15 protein-coding genes are annotated in these 17,200 nt (G+C 68.7%); 12 read left to right on the plus strand and 3 right to left on the minus strand.

Translation table 11 applies throughout. The annotated features are described in order from the left end of the window. Positions 1–441 precede the first annotated feature (441 nt). The 10 genes from ACFVVM_RS16730 to ACFVVM_RS16775 all read left to right on the plus strand — a co-directional run bounded on the left by ACFVVM_RS16730 (position 442) and on the right by ACFVVM_RS16775 (position 11,983). Positions 442–1,347, plus strand: coding sequence for a hypothetical protein (locus ACFVVM_RS16730; RefSeq protein ID WP_387618474.1), 906 nt, complete (start codon positions 442–444; stop codon positions 1,345–1,347). After that, positions 1,344–2,579, plus strand: coding sequence for a cutinase family protein (locus tag ACFVVM_RS16735; protein WP_387618477.1), 1,236 nt, complete (start codon positions 1,344–1,346; stop codon positions 2,577–2,579). The genes ACFVVM_RS16730 and ACFVVM_RS16735 overlap by 4 nt, the downstream gene beginning before the upstream one ends. Then, positions 2,579–3,739 carry a lipase family protein gene (locus ACFVVM_RS16740; protein ID WP_387618480.1) on the plus strand — a complete coding sequence of 387 codons (1,161 nt, stop codon included), beginning with the start codon at positions 2,579–2,581 and terminating at the stop codon, positions 3,737–3,739. The genes ACFVVM_RS16735 and ACFVVM_RS16740 overlap by 1 nt, the downstream gene beginning before the upstream one ends. A 106-nt stretch (positions 3,740–3,845) precedes the next feature. Then, the gene (locus ACFVVM_RS16745) at positions 3,846–4,607 is read left to right on the plus strand and encodes a hypothetical protein (RefSeq protein ID WP_387618483.1); all 762 of its coding nucleotides are present in this window, start codon (positions 3,846–3,848) and stop codon (positions 4,605–4,607) included. Positions 4,608–4,671: 64 nt separating this feature from the next. Then, the gene (locus ACFVVM_RS16750; RefSeq protein WP_387618486.1) at positions 4,672–6,462 is read left to right on the plus strand and encodes a BTAD domain-containing putative transcriptional regulator; all 1,791 of its coding nucleotides are present in this window, start codon (positions 4,672–4,674) and stop codon (positions 6,460–6,462) included. A 799-nt stretch (positions 6,463–7,261) separates the two neighbouring features. Continuing rightward, on the plus strand, positions 7,262–8,509 hold the full coding sequence (locus ACFVVM_RS16755; RefSeq protein WP_387618488.1) for an AAA family ATPase: 1,248 nt from the start codon (positions 7,262–7,264) through the stop codon (positions 8,507–8,509). Between the two features lie 50 nt (positions 8,510–8,559). Further along, positions 8,560–10,248 (plus strand): hypothetical protein, encoded by a 1,689-nt coding sequence (locus ACFVVM_RS16760; RefSeq protein WP_387618491.1) that lies wholly within the window; start codon positions 8,560–8,562, stop codon positions 10,246–10,248. 96 nt (positions 10,249–10,344) lie between these two features. Beyond that, positions 10,345–10,671: a hypothetical protein gene (locus ACFVVM_RS16765; RefSeq protein WP_387618493.1), complete on the plus strand. Its 327-nt coding sequence runs from the start codon at positions 10,345–10,347 to the stop codon at positions 10,669–10,671. Positions 10,672–10,741: 70 nt separating this feature from the next. Continuing rightward, a complete protein-coding gene (locus tag ACFVVM_RS16770) occupies positions 10,742–11,287 on the plus strand; it encodes a hypothetical protein (RefSeq protein WP_387618496.1) in 546 nt (181 codons plus the stop codon). Between the two features lie 63 nt (positions 11,288–11,350). After that, positions 11,351–11,983, plus strand: a complete 633-nt coding sequence (locus ACFVVM_RS16775; protein WP_387618498.1) for a hypothetical protein — start codon at positions 11,351–11,353, stop codon at positions 11,981–11,983. 108 nt (positions 11,984–12,091) lie between these two features. Here ACFVVM_RS16775 and ACFVVM_RS16780 read toward each other — a convergent pair whose 3' ends face one another. From ACFVVM_RS16780 to ACFVVM_RS16790, 3 genes are all read right to left on the minus strand, one after another. Continuing rightward, a complete protein-coding gene (locus ACFVVM_RS16780; RefSeq protein WP_387618501.1) occupies positions 12,092–12,274 on the minus strand; it encodes a hypothetical protein in 183 nt (60 codons plus the stop codon). A gap of 837 nt (positions 12,275–13,111) precedes the next feature. Continuing rightward, a complete protein-coding gene (locus tag ACFVVM_RS16785) occupies positions 13,112–13,579 on the minus strand; it encodes a hypothetical protein (protein ID WP_387618504.1) in 468 nt (155 codons plus the stop codon). A 92-nt stretch (positions 13,580–13,671) separates the two neighbouring features. Next, entirely contained in the window at positions 13,672–14,715 is a 1,044-nt protein-coding gene (locus ACFVVM_RS16790) for a hypothetical protein (RefSeq protein WP_387618506.1), read from the minus strand. Between the two features lie 286 nt (positions 14,716–15,001). Between ACFVVM_RS16790 and ACFVVM_RS16795 the strand changes: the two genes are divergently transcribed. After that, entirely contained in the window at positions 15,002–15,766 is a 765-nt protein-coding gene (locus ACFVVM_RS16795) for a hypothetical protein (protein WP_387618509.1), read from the plus strand. Positions 15,767–16,907: 1,141 nt separating this feature from the next. Continuing rightward, on the plus strand, positions 16,908–17,183 hold the full coding sequence (locus tag ACFVVM_RS16800; RefSeq protein ID WP_387618511.1) for a hypothetical protein: 276 nt from the start codon (positions 16,908–16,910) through the stop codon (positions 17,181–17,183). Positions 17,184–17,200: the final 17 nt, after the last annotated feature.

Genomic DNA, 17,200 nt, shown 5'->3' on the forward strand with positions numbered 1-17,200 from the left:
GGTAAGAATTTCTGACTGACACTGCGTTACCACTTTCGCGCATCGGCGCAGGCCGGCCGGTATGTTTGCAGGGGTAACGACAGTGCTAGCACAAAATCTACCCCTCGAAAGGGTGGCGTAGCAAGGGTTTTCGGGGCTGTGATGGTGAGGTACCCCAACCACCTCCGAAAGGGAAACCGTGGATCTCTACACCGTTCTATCCGTTCTCAGCGCCGGTGCGTCACTGGTCTCGAACGTGCTGGCGATCGCCACGCAGGTCTTGCCGTTCTTCTAGCAGACCAACTCGTTTCTCGCTGCCGTGAGAAATGAGGGATCGGCCTCCCGGCTGCAACGGCGCAGCTGGGAGGGCGGGCCTGCTGCATAGTGCAGTACGGCATTGTGCAGCAATTCTCGAATTCCCCCTTTTTCTTCTTTTTCCTTCTCTCGGAAGGTCTATTTGTCGTGCCCGAAAAACGGAAAACTCGCCGCGCTGCCGTCTCCTCGTCGGGCGTGGTCTGCCCCGTCGATGCTCGCCGTGCCCGCCTGCCCTTCGGGGCCCGGATGCTGTGGGGTGGCCGTATCGTGGCTGCCGGTGCGGTACCGGTCCTGATGGTGCTCGCGGTTCAGCCGGCGAGTGCGATGGCACCACTGGCCCCGATCGCTGACCAGCCCGGTGTCACCGCCCCGGCTCAGCCCGGAACCCAAGCTCCTCCACCGCCTCCCGCGCCGGTCGAGCCGTCGGTGTATGTGGAGCAGCCGCCCGAGGTCCGCAACGGTCCCGCTCCTCGGCCCGCCCCTTCACCCGCGCCCGCGCCACCGGTCTACGTGACTGAGCTGCGCACCCCGGTCCCGGTCGAGCCGGTCGCGCCGATCGAACCGCCACCGGACACGATCCGTATCGGCACGGCCGAGTTCCCCGACCCGGAATGGCTACCGCCGGAGGTCGGCGACACCATCAACACCGTCAGCGCCGACCTCGAAGCCCAAGCCGCCACATTCCTTGACTCCGTGGGTCTTCCGGCCGGGCGCTCGGATCGGGTGGCCGGGGCCACGGTCGCTGGGGCCGCGACCGGTGGCGCGATCGGGGGCACGGTCACCGGTGCCCCCGCAGCGGCGGCCGGTGCGGCCGTGGGCGCGTTGGCAGGTGGCACCATCGGCGGGATCGCCGGGGCCGCGATCGGCACCGTGGTGGCGATCCCGGTGATCGGCACCATCACCTCCGGCGTCGCCGGTACGGCTCTGGGCGCGGCGGCCGGGGCGGTGGCGGGCGCGTTGGTGGCCGGGCTGCCCGCCGCTGCTGTGGGCGCGCTGGTCGGTGGCACGGTGGGGGCGGGGTTCGGTGCGGGTGCGGGGGTGGGGCAGCCGTGACCGGTCGCCGTGTCCTCACCGCGGTGGCCCTGGCCGCGATCGCCGGTGGTCTGTGCCCGTCAGGATCGGTTGCCGCGCAACCGCCTTCACCGGGGCCGAGCTGCCCGGCGTTGTGGGTTCTCGGAGTCCAGGGCACCGGCGAGTCGTCACCCGCCGCTTCTCCGACCGCCGATACCGGGATGCTCGGGCACCTTCTGGGCCCGGTCGCCGGTGCCGCGCCGGGGCTGGTGGCCCGCTCGTACGTCGCGTATGTGGCCTCGTTCGGTGGGGCGATTGGCACCGGCGGTGGGACCGACCCCTACACGCACTCGGCAGGGCAAGGCGTAGCCGCACTGTCGGCCACGGCCGCCCAGATCGCCGCCGACTGCCCGAACACCGCACTGGCCGCCGCCGGTTACTCACAAGGCGCACAAGTGGTCTCGTCGTTCGCCCAAGCTGTCGGGGCCGGAGAAGGCCCCGTCGCGTCTGACCGGATCGCCGGGATCGCGCTGTACTCCGATCCTGACCGCGCCCCGGGCTCGCCGGTGATCCCCGGCCGCCCCGGACAACTCACCCCGGACCCTGCCCCTGGGACGAGCGGGGCGGCGGTGTCGGGAGTGGTGATCAGCACCGCGCCCGCCTCGGGCGGCGGGATCGCCACCACTGCCGGTGCCGACTACGGCGCGCTCACCGGCCGGGTGGTCGATGTGTGTGTCGAGGGTGACCTCAGCTGCTCAGCACCCGAGCGTGCCGTCCTATTGCGGGTGGCCGCCCAACTGGCCGCCCAAGCCGACCTGCGTGACCCGATCGCCGCGCTCGGCTCGATCCAGGCACTGCTGTCGGTAGCGCTCGGTGACGCCTGGACGACCTTGGTGAACAACGACTTCCACCTCGGGCCCGGGTTCGTCGACTATGTGCCCGCGGCGAGTCTGGCCCAGCGCCTCATCGACGCCGCCGATTCCCGCACCCCAGCACCGACCGCTCCCGAGGCTGCCGCTGCCTCGGCGCGCTGGGCCCAGATCACCGCCGTGGTGGCCGCCGATCCGATCACCCAGCTGCCCAACCTCGCCGCGCGGTTGTCGGCCGCGTGGGGCCAGCTGGTCACCGACAACGCCGACCTACTCGATCCAGCGGTCCTTCTCCGTTTCGCCGACATCCCCGGCCATCACACCGGCTATGCCGCCTCCGGGCAGCTGGCCAGTGGGGTCGCGTGGATGACCGCCCTTGCTCACGACCTCGCCGGGAGGCACTGATGAACAACACCAACCCCTCCGAGACCGACTTCTACGATCCGCCGATCCTGCACCACGGGCTCGGCCCTGGCGATCTCGTGCGGACCCGCCCCGTGTTCACCCCGCAACCGGTCGGGGCGTCGGGGGCCTGGCAGATCATCTATACCTCGACCGACTCGCGGTCCCAGCTGATTCCCGCTTCGGGGATCGTGCTCATCCCCGAGACCATGGCCGAGCCGGGTTCGACCGCGATCTTGTTGTACTGCCCGAGCTTTCGGGGTCTCGGCGGCCGGTGCGCGCCCTCGCAACTACTGGCCACCGGCACCGAACCCGACGTCGCGGGGATCGAAGCCGCACTGGAGAAGGGATGGGTGGTGGCCATCCCCGACGGGCGGGGACTCGGCGTCGGTGCCGGACCACATACCTTCCTCGCCGCCCGCGCGAACGCCAAACTCGTGCTCGACCTCGCCCGCGCCGTCTATCGGAGCGCGAACCTCGACCTCGACGTGCCTGTCGCTCCGGTGGTGGCCTGGGGTTACGCCGACGGCGGCCGAGTCGCCGCGGCGACCGGGGAACTGCAGCCCTGGTACGCCCCCGAGGTCGACCTGCGCGGGATCGCCGCCGGAGCCGTCGTCACCGACCTCGCCGCGCTGGCACCAGCGATCGGGCGGGGCCCGGGAGCAGGGCTGGGCCTGGCCGGGCTGATCGGACTCTCCCGCGCCTACGACCAGCTCCCGTTGCGTCACGTACTCACCGACGAAGGCGTGCTCGCTGTCGCCGAAGCCCAGCACCTCACCGCGGTCGAGTTGCTGTTGCAGTACTGGCAACCGCTGCAGCACTGGTGCCGCCTCGAAGACCCCTGGAACGACACCTGGTGGCGGCGGGTGCTCGCCCTCGAGACTCTCGCCCACGTGCCCGTCGAGGTGCCCCTGCACCTGTATCACGGTGAGCGCGACTCCCTGATCCCCGTGCAGGCCGGTCGCAAGACGCTGGTCGCCTACCGGCAGCGGGCCACCGCGGTGAGCTGGCGGGAGTACGACGCCGATCACCGCGCCACCGCCCAGGCCGCCATCAGTGATGTCCTGGCCCACCTCGCCCACGACATCACGAGTCGGCCGGCATCCTCACCCCGCTCTGCCAAGGCCGTAGGCGAGTCGACCGAGCGCACCAGCCACCACTGACCCCTCCGGGGGAACCTGCCCGCACCCCGCAACCCCCCTCCCGGGGTGCGGGCAGGCCCCCGGAGCACCCACCGATCCGAGATCGACTCTCCCCGAGGCGAAACGAATGAGGTATCGCGACACACCACCCGATGACGAGGAGCCCTGGGCGTGGCTGGACGAGCCGCGCGGGGCATCGCCAGTCCAGCTCATACCCGACTCCGGCGCCGATCCCGTCGACATCGGCCCGGATCGCGAGCTGAATCCCGGAGCGCCGCAGCGCGACGACCGATGGATGGACGCACTACCGCACACTCCTGACGCAGCTGACACCGACGCGGCACGGGCATGGTGGTTCAGCGTCGCGCATCGCCTGCCGGGCCGGGCCTGGGCCGCGCTGGCGGCCACCATCGCCATCCTGGCCGGGGTCGCGGCGATATCGGCGACCAACACCGACACCGGCGGCGGGGGTGAGCAGGTGGTGGCCACGGCGACTCCGTCGAGCACGCCGCCCACACCCGAAGACGCGTGCACCGGGTTGTCGGGGACGGTGGTCACCGACCGTGCGGGCGACCCCGCCACCGTGCCCGGAGTGATCGCTTCCTTCCAGGCCGCCTACTACCTCCAGCGCGACGCCGAGGCCGCGACGCGGTTGCTGGCCCCGGAGGCCGGGATCGCCGTGGAGGGACTCGCCGCGGGCATCGCCTCCATCCCACCGGGCACCACGCACTGCGTCGCGATCACCCCGATCTCGGAGACCACCGCCAACGTCCACGTCGCCGAGCTGCGCGCCGACCGGCATCGCATTGACTACCTCCAACTCGTCAACACCCGCCCCGGTGAGTCCGGTGTGCCCCTGCTGATCTCCAACATCCAGGGTCAGGGATGACCACACCAGAGCGCACCTGGGCACGCCGATCGCACCGGCGCGCACGAGTTCGCGGGCGCCGATGATGATCGCGGTCGCGGGGGTGGGTCCGCGCGCGGGAACCACCACGACCACCCTGGCCCTGTCCCAGATGTGGCCAGGGCCCGAGCCCGCGCTGATCGTCGAAGCCGACCCCGCAGGCGGGCGACTCGCCGAATTCGTCGACGGCGACCCGTATCTGGGGCAGGCGAGCTTGGCCCGCACACTCACCCCCGACGAACCGGTCGAGGCCGACAGGCTGGCCGAGCACACTCAAATCCTGCCCGCCGGAGTCGCGATCCTGGCCGCGCCACCGATGCGCGACACCACCGCCACGCTGTCGGCGGTCTCCCTGTTGACCGGTGCGCACGCGAGCTGGCGCAGCACACTGTCGGCGACCGTGTTCGCCGATTGCGGTGCCCCCGGGCCGGATTCGGACCTGGGCGTGGTCCTGGCTGCCGCCGACGCCTGCCTGGTCGTCGTGCGCGCCGACTACATCGACCCGCAGCGCGCGGCGCGGCGCGTCCACACCCTGACCCGCCACGCCCGCCGACGCGGCATCGTGCTCATCGGCGCGAGCGCGCACAGCGACTTCGCCGCCGCCCTCGGTCTCCCGCTGCTGGGCACCGTGCCCCGCGCCCGCGCCAGCGCCGAGGCACTACTGCACGGCATCGCGAGCCCTCGCCGCCGCCCCCGCGTTCTCCCGGCCGCCCGCGTGATCGCGACGGCGGTACACCACCACCTGCGACCACCCACCCCGCCAGACGAGCCGAGGCAGCCCCCGCCCCGCCCCGCCGCTCACCGGGCCCGCCACACACGCCACCAGGCGCCTTCGCCCACCGTCTACCGACTCGACCTGCCGCCTTCGACCAGCCCGCTCCCACGCCCACCTCGACGATCAGAGCCACCAGGCCCCGATCCGGTCACCGTGCCGACCGCACCCGACCTCGGTGCCCCCGTCGAGGACGCCGAACATTCCACCGAGGCCACCTCCGTCGCACACATCGACCCGCGATCCGAGCCCCGACTCGACTCCGAATCCGCGGGCGTCCCGGTCACCGCTGCGCCACCCCAGCCAGCCACACCCGAGATCGCCGTTCGGATCTTCGGACCGACCCGGATCATGTGGCGCGCATCAGGAGCTGGCGAGAGCGTGGAGATCCGGTTGCCCCCACGCAGCCGGGAGGTCCTCGCCGTGCTCGCCCTGCACCCCGAGGGCGTGAACCGGGCCAGGCTGGTCGACATGCTCTGGGGCGAACAGCCACCCGAACGCGCCACCACCGCCCTCACCAACAGCCTGAGCCGCCTGCGCACCACCGTCGCCTCCGCCACCGACGGCCAGATCACCGGACTGCTCATCGACGACCGCTCCCACTGCCGCCTGTCCGAACCCGCTCTCACCGTCGACTACTGGAAATTCAGCGCCGCTGTGGCCGCTCGCCGCCGCGCCACCGACGACACCGACCAAGCCACCGCCTGCCGACAGGTCGCCGATCTGGCCACCGCCGAGCTGGCCCCCGACATCACCGGCACCTGGGTCGAGCCCCTGCGCGAATCCGCCCGACGCGACGCCCTCAACGCCTTGAGTTGGTTGGCCACCCGCAATGCCGAAAACGATCCCCGAGCGACTCTGGGTCTGCTCGAAGAAACCGCGGAGAGCGACCCTTACAACGAAACCATTTGGCAAGACATTCTCAGGCTCCATGCCCGCCTCGGCGAGTACGCCGCACTCACACGGACCTATTCTCTCCTGACTCGCAAGCTCGCCGAGATCAGCGAGACACCGAGTCAGGAAACACGCCAGCTCCTCGACCACCTCCGACGTGCCGAAAGGTAGGTAGCAATTCCGATTGATGCCCCCTGTCGGTGTGTGCGTGACAGCCGTATCCGGCTATTATGTGAATTGATCGACCCGGGTGTGAAAAACGATTCTCTTGTCATTAATACGGGTGGCGCGCGAGATCTCCGATTGACAATATGGCGCGAGGTCATTGGCAGTCGAACAATTATGGTTCACCATTCAAAGAAGGCCCATTAGCTAATTGTCGAATGAATTGCATCATGCCGTTTATTCGGCGTGTTGGATGTGTGATGTGTTCGGTGGCCACCTTCCGTGCTGTGGTCGGTGGTGTGATCAAAACACATCACCCCGCGCGGCTATCTGTGCTGGTAGATAGTGGTTTCGGAGCCGGGGTGCGATCCAGGATTGTCTATACACAAGGCTGTATAGACATGCTTTGCCGGGCTGTTCCTCCTCGCTTGTCATCGGTTGTCTGGCTGCCTGATTCCGCCTCTCACGTTCCCGCTTTCCTCATTCTCTTATTCATTTTCCTATTATTCTTTTTGCTCCTTCTTTTCCGATCGGTTTTTGTTGGTGGTGATGTCGGCTTGCTGGCGGATGGCCGGTGGTGCGCATTTCTTTGTGTTGTTGCGCTGCGAATTCCGGGGACTCGCGCCGAAAATAGGTGTTTTTTCTGCTTTTTTGGGGTTGCATTCGCGGCGCGAGTCGAGTTAGCGTCGAATCGTTCCCGAAATTCATACGGGAATTCCGAGAAATCCGATTGGCGCAATCGCCACACCTATGCCACGATCCGCGCTGGCAGTGCGTGAACGGATGCAACTTTTCAGGAGTCGAAATGACGAACACCACCACCCCGGCCCCCGCTACCGGTGCCCGGTTGGGCAATGGCGAATTGCGCCGCATGGTGGCCGCAGAACTGGCCGCGCACGGGGGTGAACTGTCGCCCCGCGATATCGCGAAAAAACTTGATCGTTCGTCGGGTGCGGTGGGCAATGCGTTGGAAGTGCTGACCAGGGACGGGCAGGCCGAACGCACATCCGACAAGCCACGCCGCTACCGCGCCAACGCGAACACCGCCACCGCCGCTACCGCCCCGGCCCCGGCTGCCCCCGCCGCCGCCCCCGCCCCGGCCCCGGCTACCGCCCCGGCCGCGCCTACCCCGGCCCCGGCTGCCAGCGGGACCGCCGCCCCGGCGCGCCGCCGCCCCCGCCGGGCACCGCAAGCGGCCACCCCCGTCGCACCGGCCGCCCCGGCTACCCCCGCCGCCCCGGCTACCCCCGCGCGCACCGGTACCACCGTGATCCGACCGAACGGGCAGACCTACCACACCCGCGAGTTGGCCGGGAAGGCCGATGTGGATGTGCTGGCCACCATGCGCACCGCCGAGGTTCCGGTGCTGCTGTACGGGCCCCCCGGGACCGGCAAAACGTCGCTGATCGAGGCCGCGTTCGGTGACCTTCTGACAGTGCAGGGTGACGGGGACACCACGGTCGCCGATTTCGTGGGCGAGTACACCCAAAACCCCGATGGCACTTTCAGTTTCATCTACGGGCCATTGGTTCGAGCCATGCGCGAGGGTCGGGTGCTGTTCGTCGACGACGCGACTCTCATTCCGCCGACTGTGTTGGCGGCGGTGTATCCCGCGATGGACGGACGCAAAGAGATCCAGATCAAAGCCCACGGCGGCGAGATCGTGAAAGCCGAGCCCGGGTTCTTCGTGGTGGCCGGACACAACCCCGGCGTGCACGGGGCCATCCTGTCAGATGCGCTGGCGAGCCGGTTCGCGTTCCAGGTGCACGTGAGCTCGGACTACGACCTCGCCGCGCAGCTCGGGGTCGACTCGAAAGCGGTACGGGTGGCGCGCAATCTGGCCACTCGGCGGGGCAAGGGCGAGGTCGGGTGGGTGCCGCAGCTGCGCGAGCTGATCGCGTTCAACAAGATCGCCGCCGCCACCGATACCGACACCGCCGCCGCCAATCTGGTCGGTACCGCACCGGAAGAGGACCGGGCCGTGGTGGCCGCTGTGGTGCGTTCGGTGTTCGGCAACAGCCACAGCCCGCTGACCCTCGGCTCGCGGCTGTGACCGGCGAGGCCGCCACCAAATCCGCCCCACCTGAAAGGAACTCACCTGCCATGACCGGACACCTGATCGCCGACCCGACCGCCACCCCCGCCCCTGCGCCCACCACCGGTGGATGGGACTCGCTGTCGGCCGCGCTGACCGCCGAGGCCCCGCCGATCGCCGACCGCGAGGACCTGATCGTCACCATCGCCCCCGGCGCGGCCCACGGGCACCCGGCGGTGTTCATGCGCCACAGCGCGGCCATCGAACTCGACGGCACCCGGCTCGGGATCGACCCGGCCACCGCGCAACCGGACCGCAACAGCGACCGCGCCCGATACGCGGCGGTGTGGGGCGCGTTCGTGCATGAATGCGCGCACGCCAAACATTCGGTGTGGGAACGGCCCGAGTCAGCGGACCCGGCCGTGGTCGAGGCCGCGATGCTGCTCGAGGAATCCCGCATCGAGGCCGCTCAGATACGCCGCCGCCCCGACGACCGGCATTGGTTGCGTGCCAGCGCCACCGAGATCGTGCTCGGGGATCACGGTGGGGCCGAGGCCGCCGCCGCGATCCCGCCCACCCCGTATGCCGCCGCCCACACCGCCGCTCTGATCTTGGGGCGAGTCGACGGTGGTGTGCTCGACTCGGCCGAATGCGCGCCCACCGAGCTGGTGGTCGAGTCGATCCTGGGCACTGACACTCTCGACAAGTTGCGCGCGATCTGGCGTGAGGCGCACACCGTGGCCGACGACGATGCCGCCACCATGCTCGAGCTCGGGCGACGCTGGCTCGACCTCGTGGGCCCGGACCCACACGCGGACCCGGTACCGGGCTCGATGCTGGGGGCCTCGATCGAGGCGACGGTCGCCAACGTCGGCCGCGCGGTGGCTGCCGAACCGGTCGAGCCCGACCCGGCCGAGGCCGCCGACACCGCGCGCCGCGACGCCGACGAATCCGAACGGCGCGCCGTCGCGCAAGCGTACAAGGTTTTCAGCAAGGGACCCTCGGCCCGTAGGACCTCCACCCGCCCGCCGACCCCGGACGAACAGTCCGCCGCGCGAGCGTTGGCCCGTGCTCTGGACTCGGCGGCCACCCGTGAACGTGCCGCTGTGAGAGCGACGTCGGCGCTACCCCCGGGCCGGTTGCGGATGCGTGGCGCGTTGGCCCGGCAGGCCCAACTCGCCGCCGGCGCGATACCGACCGCCGAACCGTTCACCCGCACCATCCGCAAGTCGACTCCGCTGCCGCCGCTGCGAGTCGGGATCGCCTGTGACGTGTCGGCCTCGATGAAGAGGTTCGCGGCCCCGGTGGCCTCGGCCGCCTGGATCATCGCCCGCGCTGCCGAGCTGGCCATGGTGCCCGCCTCGACCGCGACCCTCACCTTCGGGCGATCGGTCGAGCCGATCGTCTACCCGGGCACCGCACCCAAACAGGTCACCGATTTCACGTGCCCGGACTCCTTCGAGGTCATCGACGAGGCCGTCGAGGCCCTCGACGGTGCCCTCACCCTGGCCCGGCCCGGGGCGACGAGGTTGCTGGTGATCATTTCCGATGGCCACTACCACGGCCCTCACCGTGACGCTGCCCAACAGCGCCTCCACGCGATGCGCGCGACCGGATGCGCGGTGCTGTGGCTGGCCGCGTCAACCGGCATCGCCACCCCGCTGGAAGGGGCGACCGTGCACAAACTCGAGTACCCGTCCCGCACCGCCGCCACCATCGGCCGCACCGCGATCGCCGCTGTCCGAGCCGCCGCCTGAGTTGTTGCCCGGACCCCCCGTTGCCCCGGGTGCGCACCGCATCCGGGGCCACAGGGGGTCAGGAAAACACCCCGGCACCGACAGGAGAACAACACCATGACCGAACCCACCAACACCACCCGCCCGAGCGCCACCTCGGCCGCGCTCGACCTGATCTACGAGGTGAGCAACCCCGCCACCGGCGACCAATTCGTCATCTACGCACCCAGCCCACACGACGAGCGCGGGCTGTTCACCGTCGCCCATCTCACTGGCACCGAGACCGGACTCGCCACCCCACGCATCCACCTCGTGGACCCCGACGACATCGCCGCCTACGCGCGCGGTGCCGTGGAACGGATGCGCACCGGCCCCGCCGGGCACACCGCGCGGGTCTGGCACAACCACGCGCCCGCCGCCCTACGTGCGCTACTGCCCCGATGAACCCCCGGGGCGGCGGTGACCAGCCGACCGGCCCCACCCACCGCCCCACGGACCGACAGGAGACGACACCATGACCGCCAACACCCACACCACCGCCGACCCCGCCGACACCCACACTCGCCCCGCCGACGCGGTGTGCCCGTTGCAGGTCGGTGACGAGGTCACCGGCCGCCACGACCGCACCTGGCGCGCGACCATCCGCCGCGCCTACCACGACGAGGGCGTCCCCGAGTTCGCCATCGAAACCTCGACCGGCGCACAGGGTTCGGCCAAACCGTGGGAGCTTGCCCCTGCCGACGAGGCGCCGTCCCCGCAGTGGCTCGACCAGATGCACCACTATCAGCGCGCCCACCGCGACGCCGCGCTCGCGCGGGTGCGCCGTGACCAGGACGAGGCCGCCGGACAGGCCGAGGAACTCGCCCAACAACTGACCACCATCGCGACCACGCTGCGCGCGGGCCGATTCCCCGACCCCGACCAACCCGACTCCGTCGAGTTCGACAGCGCCAAGCTCGCCGACGCGCTCGCCGACCTGCTCGAGACCCGAGAGCACCTCCTCCACAGCGGGTTGCTCAGCGCCACCGAGATCCGCCGATACCTCGCCCTCGACGACTGACACCCGCCGCCCCCGGGCGCGACCCGCGCCCGGGGGTGGCCCCGGCGACGACAGGAGAACACTGTGACCACCGAACACGCGAACCCCGCCCAGCAGGACCGACACCACGGCAGCGACGGGCACGACGAACAGCCGCAGGCGTTCCGCATGCGGATCATGCACGACACGAAAGGCCACGACGAGACCGGCGCGATCAAACCCGGCGCGATGCTCAGCGGCAACGCCTACGTGTCGGTCCAGCTACGCGACACCGACGAGGCCCCGGGTCGAGTCTGGCTGGTGATGCGACCCGACAAGTGCAACCACGGCATCACGATCTGCCCCGACTGTGCCGAGAGCTGGGAACTCGACTACCTCGTCAACTACGAGTACACCGCCGGAGGACGCCGCCTCCGCACCGTGATCGAGGCCCTACGCGCGGGCATCCCCGCCGATGACCTCGCCACCTTGCCACCCTGGCCCGAGGCCGCGTTGTGGACCGCGCTGGTCGAGGCCGAGGCGGCGACCTGCGACGAGCTCGCCGCGGTGGTGGGAGCTCGACCTCACACAGTGCGCTCGATCCTGGCTCGCTGGGACGCCGACGGCCGCGTCACCGGACGCCTCGACGAGGACCGCTACACACGGTGGCGCGTCGCCGACACCGCGTCGGACCCCGCCGACACCGCGCCGGATCTCGCGTCCACGGACGAGGGCTGACATCGCCTGCTGTCGACAGGCGGCACCGAGGCCGACCGGCGAACGAGGGCCGCCGTCCCGAATCCATCGGGACGGCGGCCTCTTTCGTCTCGCCCTCGTGGTACGCGGCTAGTCGTTCTCGTCGCGGTCCTCGTTGCGGGTGGCGGCAGCGTCGGCGCGGTCGTCGAATCCTGAGGTCGCGGTCGCTGAGTCCGGGTCGCGGTCGGCGGCGGCGATGATGCGGTCGGCGGACTCGCGGTCCATGTCCTTGCCCATGACGATCACCTTCCAGATACGGGGTGGTTGATCCATGTCCGGGCCGTCACAGTGACGGGTCGACCCCAGGCACGGGTGTGTTCTGATGGCGGGCTGATTGGCCTGGAGTCGAGGTATGCACGGCGCGCACCGGGGATTCCGGTCGCCGTGAAAGCCGCCGTCGATGCGCCGACTCGCACCTTCGGGCAGTCGAACAACATCGTGCCGCCGCGTTTCGAGGCGCGCCGACCGCCTGAGCGCACCTTGCCCGAGAACAACAACCGTTGACGCCCGGCGGAGAGGGCAGCGTCAACATCCCGTCCCTCCAGTATCCGCCTCGCGCCTCGGCCCCACTCACCAGCACCCTCGGGCCGCGCGGTCGAGGCGGACTCTGCCGGCATAGCGCGAGCGCTGCCTCGGCTCAACCCGTTCTGTTCTGGCCGGGAACCACGCGTCGTGTGCCTCACGGTGGGGGCCGGTTGTCCGCGGCGAGTCGCGACGCGACGAAGTGGCTGAGCTTGCCTCGCCGGAATGGCGGCCGATGAGTTGGTCCACGGGTGGGGTACACGGTGTGGCAAGCAAGCGATAGTTTGGGGCGCTACCAGATTGGGGCGAGGTCGACTACCAAGTAGTCGGTCCAGGGCGGCTGCGCTGGCGCACAAATGGCGGACGGCAGACAAACACCCACCGGCACCGCCATTCCACTACCCCAGGAACGGCGGCATGGCCGTGTTCGACGCCCACCGGCTACAACATCGCCGCCCTGCGCTGACCGATCGGGTCGAACAGGGGCACCGACCGCGCCCAGTAGCCACCGGGTCGGCCCGCACAGCGCAGACAGCGAAACGGCCGGTGGTGCCAAGGCACCACCGGCCGTTTCAGCGGGTAGACGGGTCAGGAGATGAGCGGCGGGACGGCACGCGGGGTGAACGCGGCCGAGGCACCAGCGGGCCGGAACCGCCACAATGGCAACTCCTTGCGCGCCGCCTCGGTGTCGTCACCGGTGTCATCGTCGCCGCTGATGTCACCCTCATCGCGTACGACCAACGGGACCGGGGTCGCGGCGACGACCGCCTCGGCGGCGGCCTCGGGATTGGGGAACAACGTCCCGGTCAGCGGTCCGGTCATGATCCGCACCGAACCGGTGTAAGGGAAGAACTCGCCCTCGGTCCGTAGGAGCCGGTAGCGCAGCATCAGCGGCACCCACGGCATCAGGTCCGGGCGAACAGACAGCTCGAGTTCGCGCACGGCCTTGGCCGCGATCTCGAGCCACAACGCCAAGCTGTCTGGGGCCTGGGTGGAACCTGCGAACACCTGGTGCAGGGACGAGGCCAGGACGGCCGGGGTCGGGGTGGTGTACATGTCGAGCACCTTTCTCAGGGGATACATTGAGAGGCGCGGTGTCGGACTCCCCGGAGATAGCAGCTCCGGGGATTCCGGCATCGCCCCGATTGTCAGGACGCGAGAGCGAATTTCTTGGGGGCCGTGCTGGTTTGGCGTGCGGTGCCGTCCTTGGTCAGCTTGACCAGGGCGTTGTGGACCGCGCCGCTGGACCGGCCGAGCTCTTTGCCGATCTGGTGTGGCGTGTACTCCTTTCCGGGGTTGTCGCGCAGGTAGTCCTCGACCTGTCCCCGCAGTGCACCGGCTGGAAGCCGTTCCACGGTCGACTCCTCTTTCGTCGCTGCCGGTTCGGCGGGCGGGACCGGGGTCACCGGGGCGGCGTCGGTGGGATCGTCGCCCGTGGGGGCGGCTACCGCTGTATCCGGTGCGCTGTCGGGTGCGGGGTCGGTCGGTTCCACTTCACCGGCGGGTTCGGCCGATGCCGGGGCGGCCGGTTCGGATGCTGGGGCGTCCTGGTCGGACGAAACGGGTTCCGGCGTGGTGGGATCGGCGGGGTCGGGTTCCGGGGTGGCCGATTCGGGTGCGGCCGGTTCGGGCGAAATCGGTTCCGGGGTAGCGGTTTCGGCCGCAGCCGCTTCCGGGGTGGCTGGTTCCGGTTCGGTGGGTACGGGCGTGGCCGGTTCGGCCGTCCAGGTTTTCGCGGCCCGGGGCGACGTGGGATCGGTGGCCGACCGCGCGGCCCCGGCCGATTCCCACCCCACCAACACACGGCGCGCCGTCGACGCCCCGATGCCTGCCGCGTCGGCCAGCGCGGCGGCGGTGCTGCCGGGGTTGTCGCCCAATGCCGCCCACAGTGCCCGGTCGGCGTCGCTACGCAGCACGGGCACCGCTACCGTGCCCGAATCGGTTTCCGGGGCGGGCGTGGTGGTGGCGTTCTTCTTTTTCGACATGGGGGATTCCTTCCAACATGGTGTTTCGGTGAATTCGGTGATGTCCCGGTCGGGACGGAAACCGCACCGATCGGGACGAATTCCCCGGGGGTCGGTGTTGTTCCGGTTTCCATGGACGCTCGATACGGTGTGTGATGTCAAGCGGAATGTGGAAATTATTTCCGGCCCCGAATTCAACTCTTCTATTACACGGAACGCGGACAGCACGAGAGGAATTCGGCTCGTGGGCATGTCGCCCGGCGAAGCCGCCGCACTCGCCGCGGGGCTGCAACTAGGCAAGTCAAGGTGTTGTCGAACTCGCTGATATCAACAAGTTTGCTTGTCGAGGGTGTCGGAGACCTGGGCCATCACCCACGAGTAGATGCATGCGGAATCGGCTCGGTCAACCAGCCCGGTGGCGCTGTGTTGCACAGGCAAGGCGGTACCGCGCTCGGGGCCTCGAGCCTATCGGCGCACTGTCGGGCATAATGCCCCGGAGCGCAGGGGAGGGTGCATGCAGGCGAGTCTGGTTCCGGTGTTGAGTCTGGTAACCGCGATGGTGGTGGCCTCTTTGACAACGGTGACTGTGTACGTGACCGTTCAGAAGAACCGGCTGGAGAAGCGTGCACGAGGACGAAAGTCGATTCAGCGGGCGCGTGAGAAGGTCGATGAGTACGAGGCCGAGATCAAGCGGCTCGATGACGCATGCCCGCCGAAACTGAGGTGGGAGTACGACTATGCCCGCCACTTGCTGGCGGCCGAGTACGCCGTCCAGGTGACACCGGGAGAGAACGCGAGGCAGTGGCGCTTCCTGCCCCAAGCTCTGATCCCCGCTCTCGTCCTCATGACGGGCAGCATTCTGTTCTTCGGTGACAGCAGCACTTGGGTCGTTGCGGTGGCTTGGGTCGTGTACGAGCTATCTCTGTTGTGGATCACCCTGAACTTCCCCAATTTTCAGAGCCCGACTTGGCGTGTCCATCGGCAGAGGACTCTCTACGCCAGACTCGGCGGTCGAGCGCTGCTCCCTCAGATCAGGCCGATCACGGGTAATCCATGGGTCTCTCGGGTCCCGAGTCGGCGCAGCGTCGAGCGATGGATCACCGAGGCCATCGGTCCCCAGGCCGACGGCACCGCTGTCACCGACGAACACGTGGGTGCGATCCAAGCCTCGATCGACCAGTGGTACTTGACGAGACGAACCCACCGAATCCAGCAGTCACTCGCAGCGGCCGGCAGAGTCGTCCGAGACCACGTGACAGATCCGGTCCGAATGCGATGACCGGCTGCCTATCGGAAGCTGAGAGCCGCTGTCGGGCAGGACGGTACACCGTTGCCGCTCACCGAGGCGGTCCGACCTCGCCGTAGTACCTTCCTATCGGTACGAAGCACATGGACTCTGCGGTGCCGCAGTCGAGAGATTGATGGCTGGTGCCTGTGACCAGCGACAACGATCCTAGGAGATCGATGAATTCCCGGACCAGGCCGGACTCGCGTCTACGCTGTTCGTTGTGGCCACGTACCCCGCGCACACCGACGTAGTCGTCACTCGCCGTCGATCGACCTGGTATTTTCGGACCAAATATCTTGGAGGCTGCGCGTCAGACCTGAAGGGGTTTGAGCAGCGGCTAGGTACATGGCAGGCGGCGGCGATCTCCGAGGGCGCCTTCGTTCGGAGTGCCCATATCAGTCTCTTCACTGTTGAGCGGAACTCGAATCACCTGTGGACTGTCAAGGCGAAGGGGATTTCGAACCGGTGGTGGATCGCTGGTGTCTCGTCGTTCAGGCTGGCCGCGTTGCGGATAGGAGTCGATGAGGTTGAGCGGCGTGCGCTCGGCGATCCCGGCGAAGTATCCACGACCAGCTCCGAACTGTTGTCCTGCGCGCTCGATGGCGACTCACCGCAGGTCCGTGAAGCGGTGACCGCGACTATCGCGATGCATCGTCGAAGCGAGCCTCAGCTGCCGGAGTTGGGCCGCGACTGGGTCGGCGACAATCGATTAAACGCCTACTGCAAGCTCGGCAGAATCTATCGGTCGCGTATCGAACCAGCTCCCACAGGATCTGGCAGGTCCGCGGCTTTTGCCGCATTTGCGCGCGTTGTCGCGGTCCTTTTCGAGGATGCCTACCGACAGTCGTTGCAGGACATACACCGGGCTCGCAGCGTTGTGGGTATGGGCTATCGGCGTTCGTCGACTCGGCGTGATCAACAGCGCGACGCAACGCGACGCGCGCGAATGAGCTTGTGCCACAATTCGCTTCGTCGCCATACTGGCGCGCTCCGACCCGGGCAGATCATCACAGCATCCCCTCGCGTGTGCCGTGGACCGAATTCGGCTGGTGTACAGCCGACTCGAATCCACCTACGGAGCGCGCCCTCACCATGAACGGCGTCGCGCTCCGAATTCACACGGGAGTGCACGTTGCCGATCCATCTCGGCGAGGCCCACACGACGTGGGACCTCGCCCCGTTTATCCTCGCCGCTACTGTTCTCATGCCGGTAGTGCTACTCACCCTGTTGATTTCGCTGGCTGCCGTGGTCGCGGTGTTCGGAAGCAAACGCCGTAGCGAACGCGCGATGCGGATCTTCGACGCTGCGCTCGGTGCGTTGATGGCATTGATCGATGCCGTCCTGAGGACCGGTTCCGGCCGTCGATCGCGAAGCGGTGCTGACGGTGTTCGTCGGAGCCGTCGATGAACGAGATCCGCCGCCGG

Source organism: Nocardia sp. NPDC058176 (assembly GCF_042883805.1).
In the GTDB taxonomy this organism is placed as follows: domain Bacteria; phylum Actinomycetota; class Actinomycetes; order Mycobacteriales; family Mycobacteriaceae; genus Nocardia.

What these genes read in the sequence shown, in the direction of transcription:
- ACFVVM_RS16740 (WP_387618480.1), top strand. Translation starts at nt 2,579, where the DNA reads ATGAACAACACCAACCCCTCCGAGACCGACTTCTACGATCCGCCGATC.
- ACFVVM_RS16745 (WP_387618483.1), top strand. Translation starts at nt 3,846, where the DNA reads ATGAGGTATCGCGACACACCACCCGATGACGAGGAGCCCTGGGCGTGG.
- ACFVVM_RS16750 (WP_387618486.1), top strand. Translation starts at nt 4,672, where the DNA reads ATGATCGCGGTCGCGGGGGTGGGTCCGCGCGCGGGAACCACCACGACC.
- ACFVVM_RS16755 (WP_387618488.1), top strand. Translation starts at nt 7,262, where the DNA reads ATGACGAACACCACCACCCCGGCCCCCGCTACCGGTGCCCGGTTGGGC.
- ACFVVM_RS16760 (WP_387618491.1), top strand. Translation starts at nt 8,560, where the DNA reads ATGACCGGACACCTGATCGCCGACCCGACCGCCACCCCCGCCCCTGCG.
- ACFVVM_RS16765 (WP_387618493.1), top strand. Translation starts at nt 10,345, where the DNA reads ATGACCGAACCCACCAACACCACCCGCCCGAGCGCCACCTCGGCCGCG.
- ACFVVM_RS16770 (WP_387618496.1), top strand. Translation starts at nt 10,742, where the DNA reads ATGACCGCCAACACCCACACCACCGCCGACCCCGCCGACACCCACACT.
- ACFVVM_RS16780 (WP_387618501.1), bottom strand. Translation starts at nt 12,274, where the DNA reads ATGGATCAACCACCCCGTATCTGGAAGGTGATCGTCATGGGCAAGGAC.
- ACFVVM_RS16785 (WP_387618504.1), bottom strand. Translation starts at nt 13,579, where the DNA reads ATGTACACCACCCCGACCCCGGCCGTCCTGGCCTCGTCCCTGCACCAG.
- ACFVVM_RS16795 (WP_387618509.1), top strand. Translation starts at nt 15,002, where the DNA reads ATGCAGGCGAGTCTGGTTCCGGTGTTGAGTCTGGTAACCGCGATGGTG.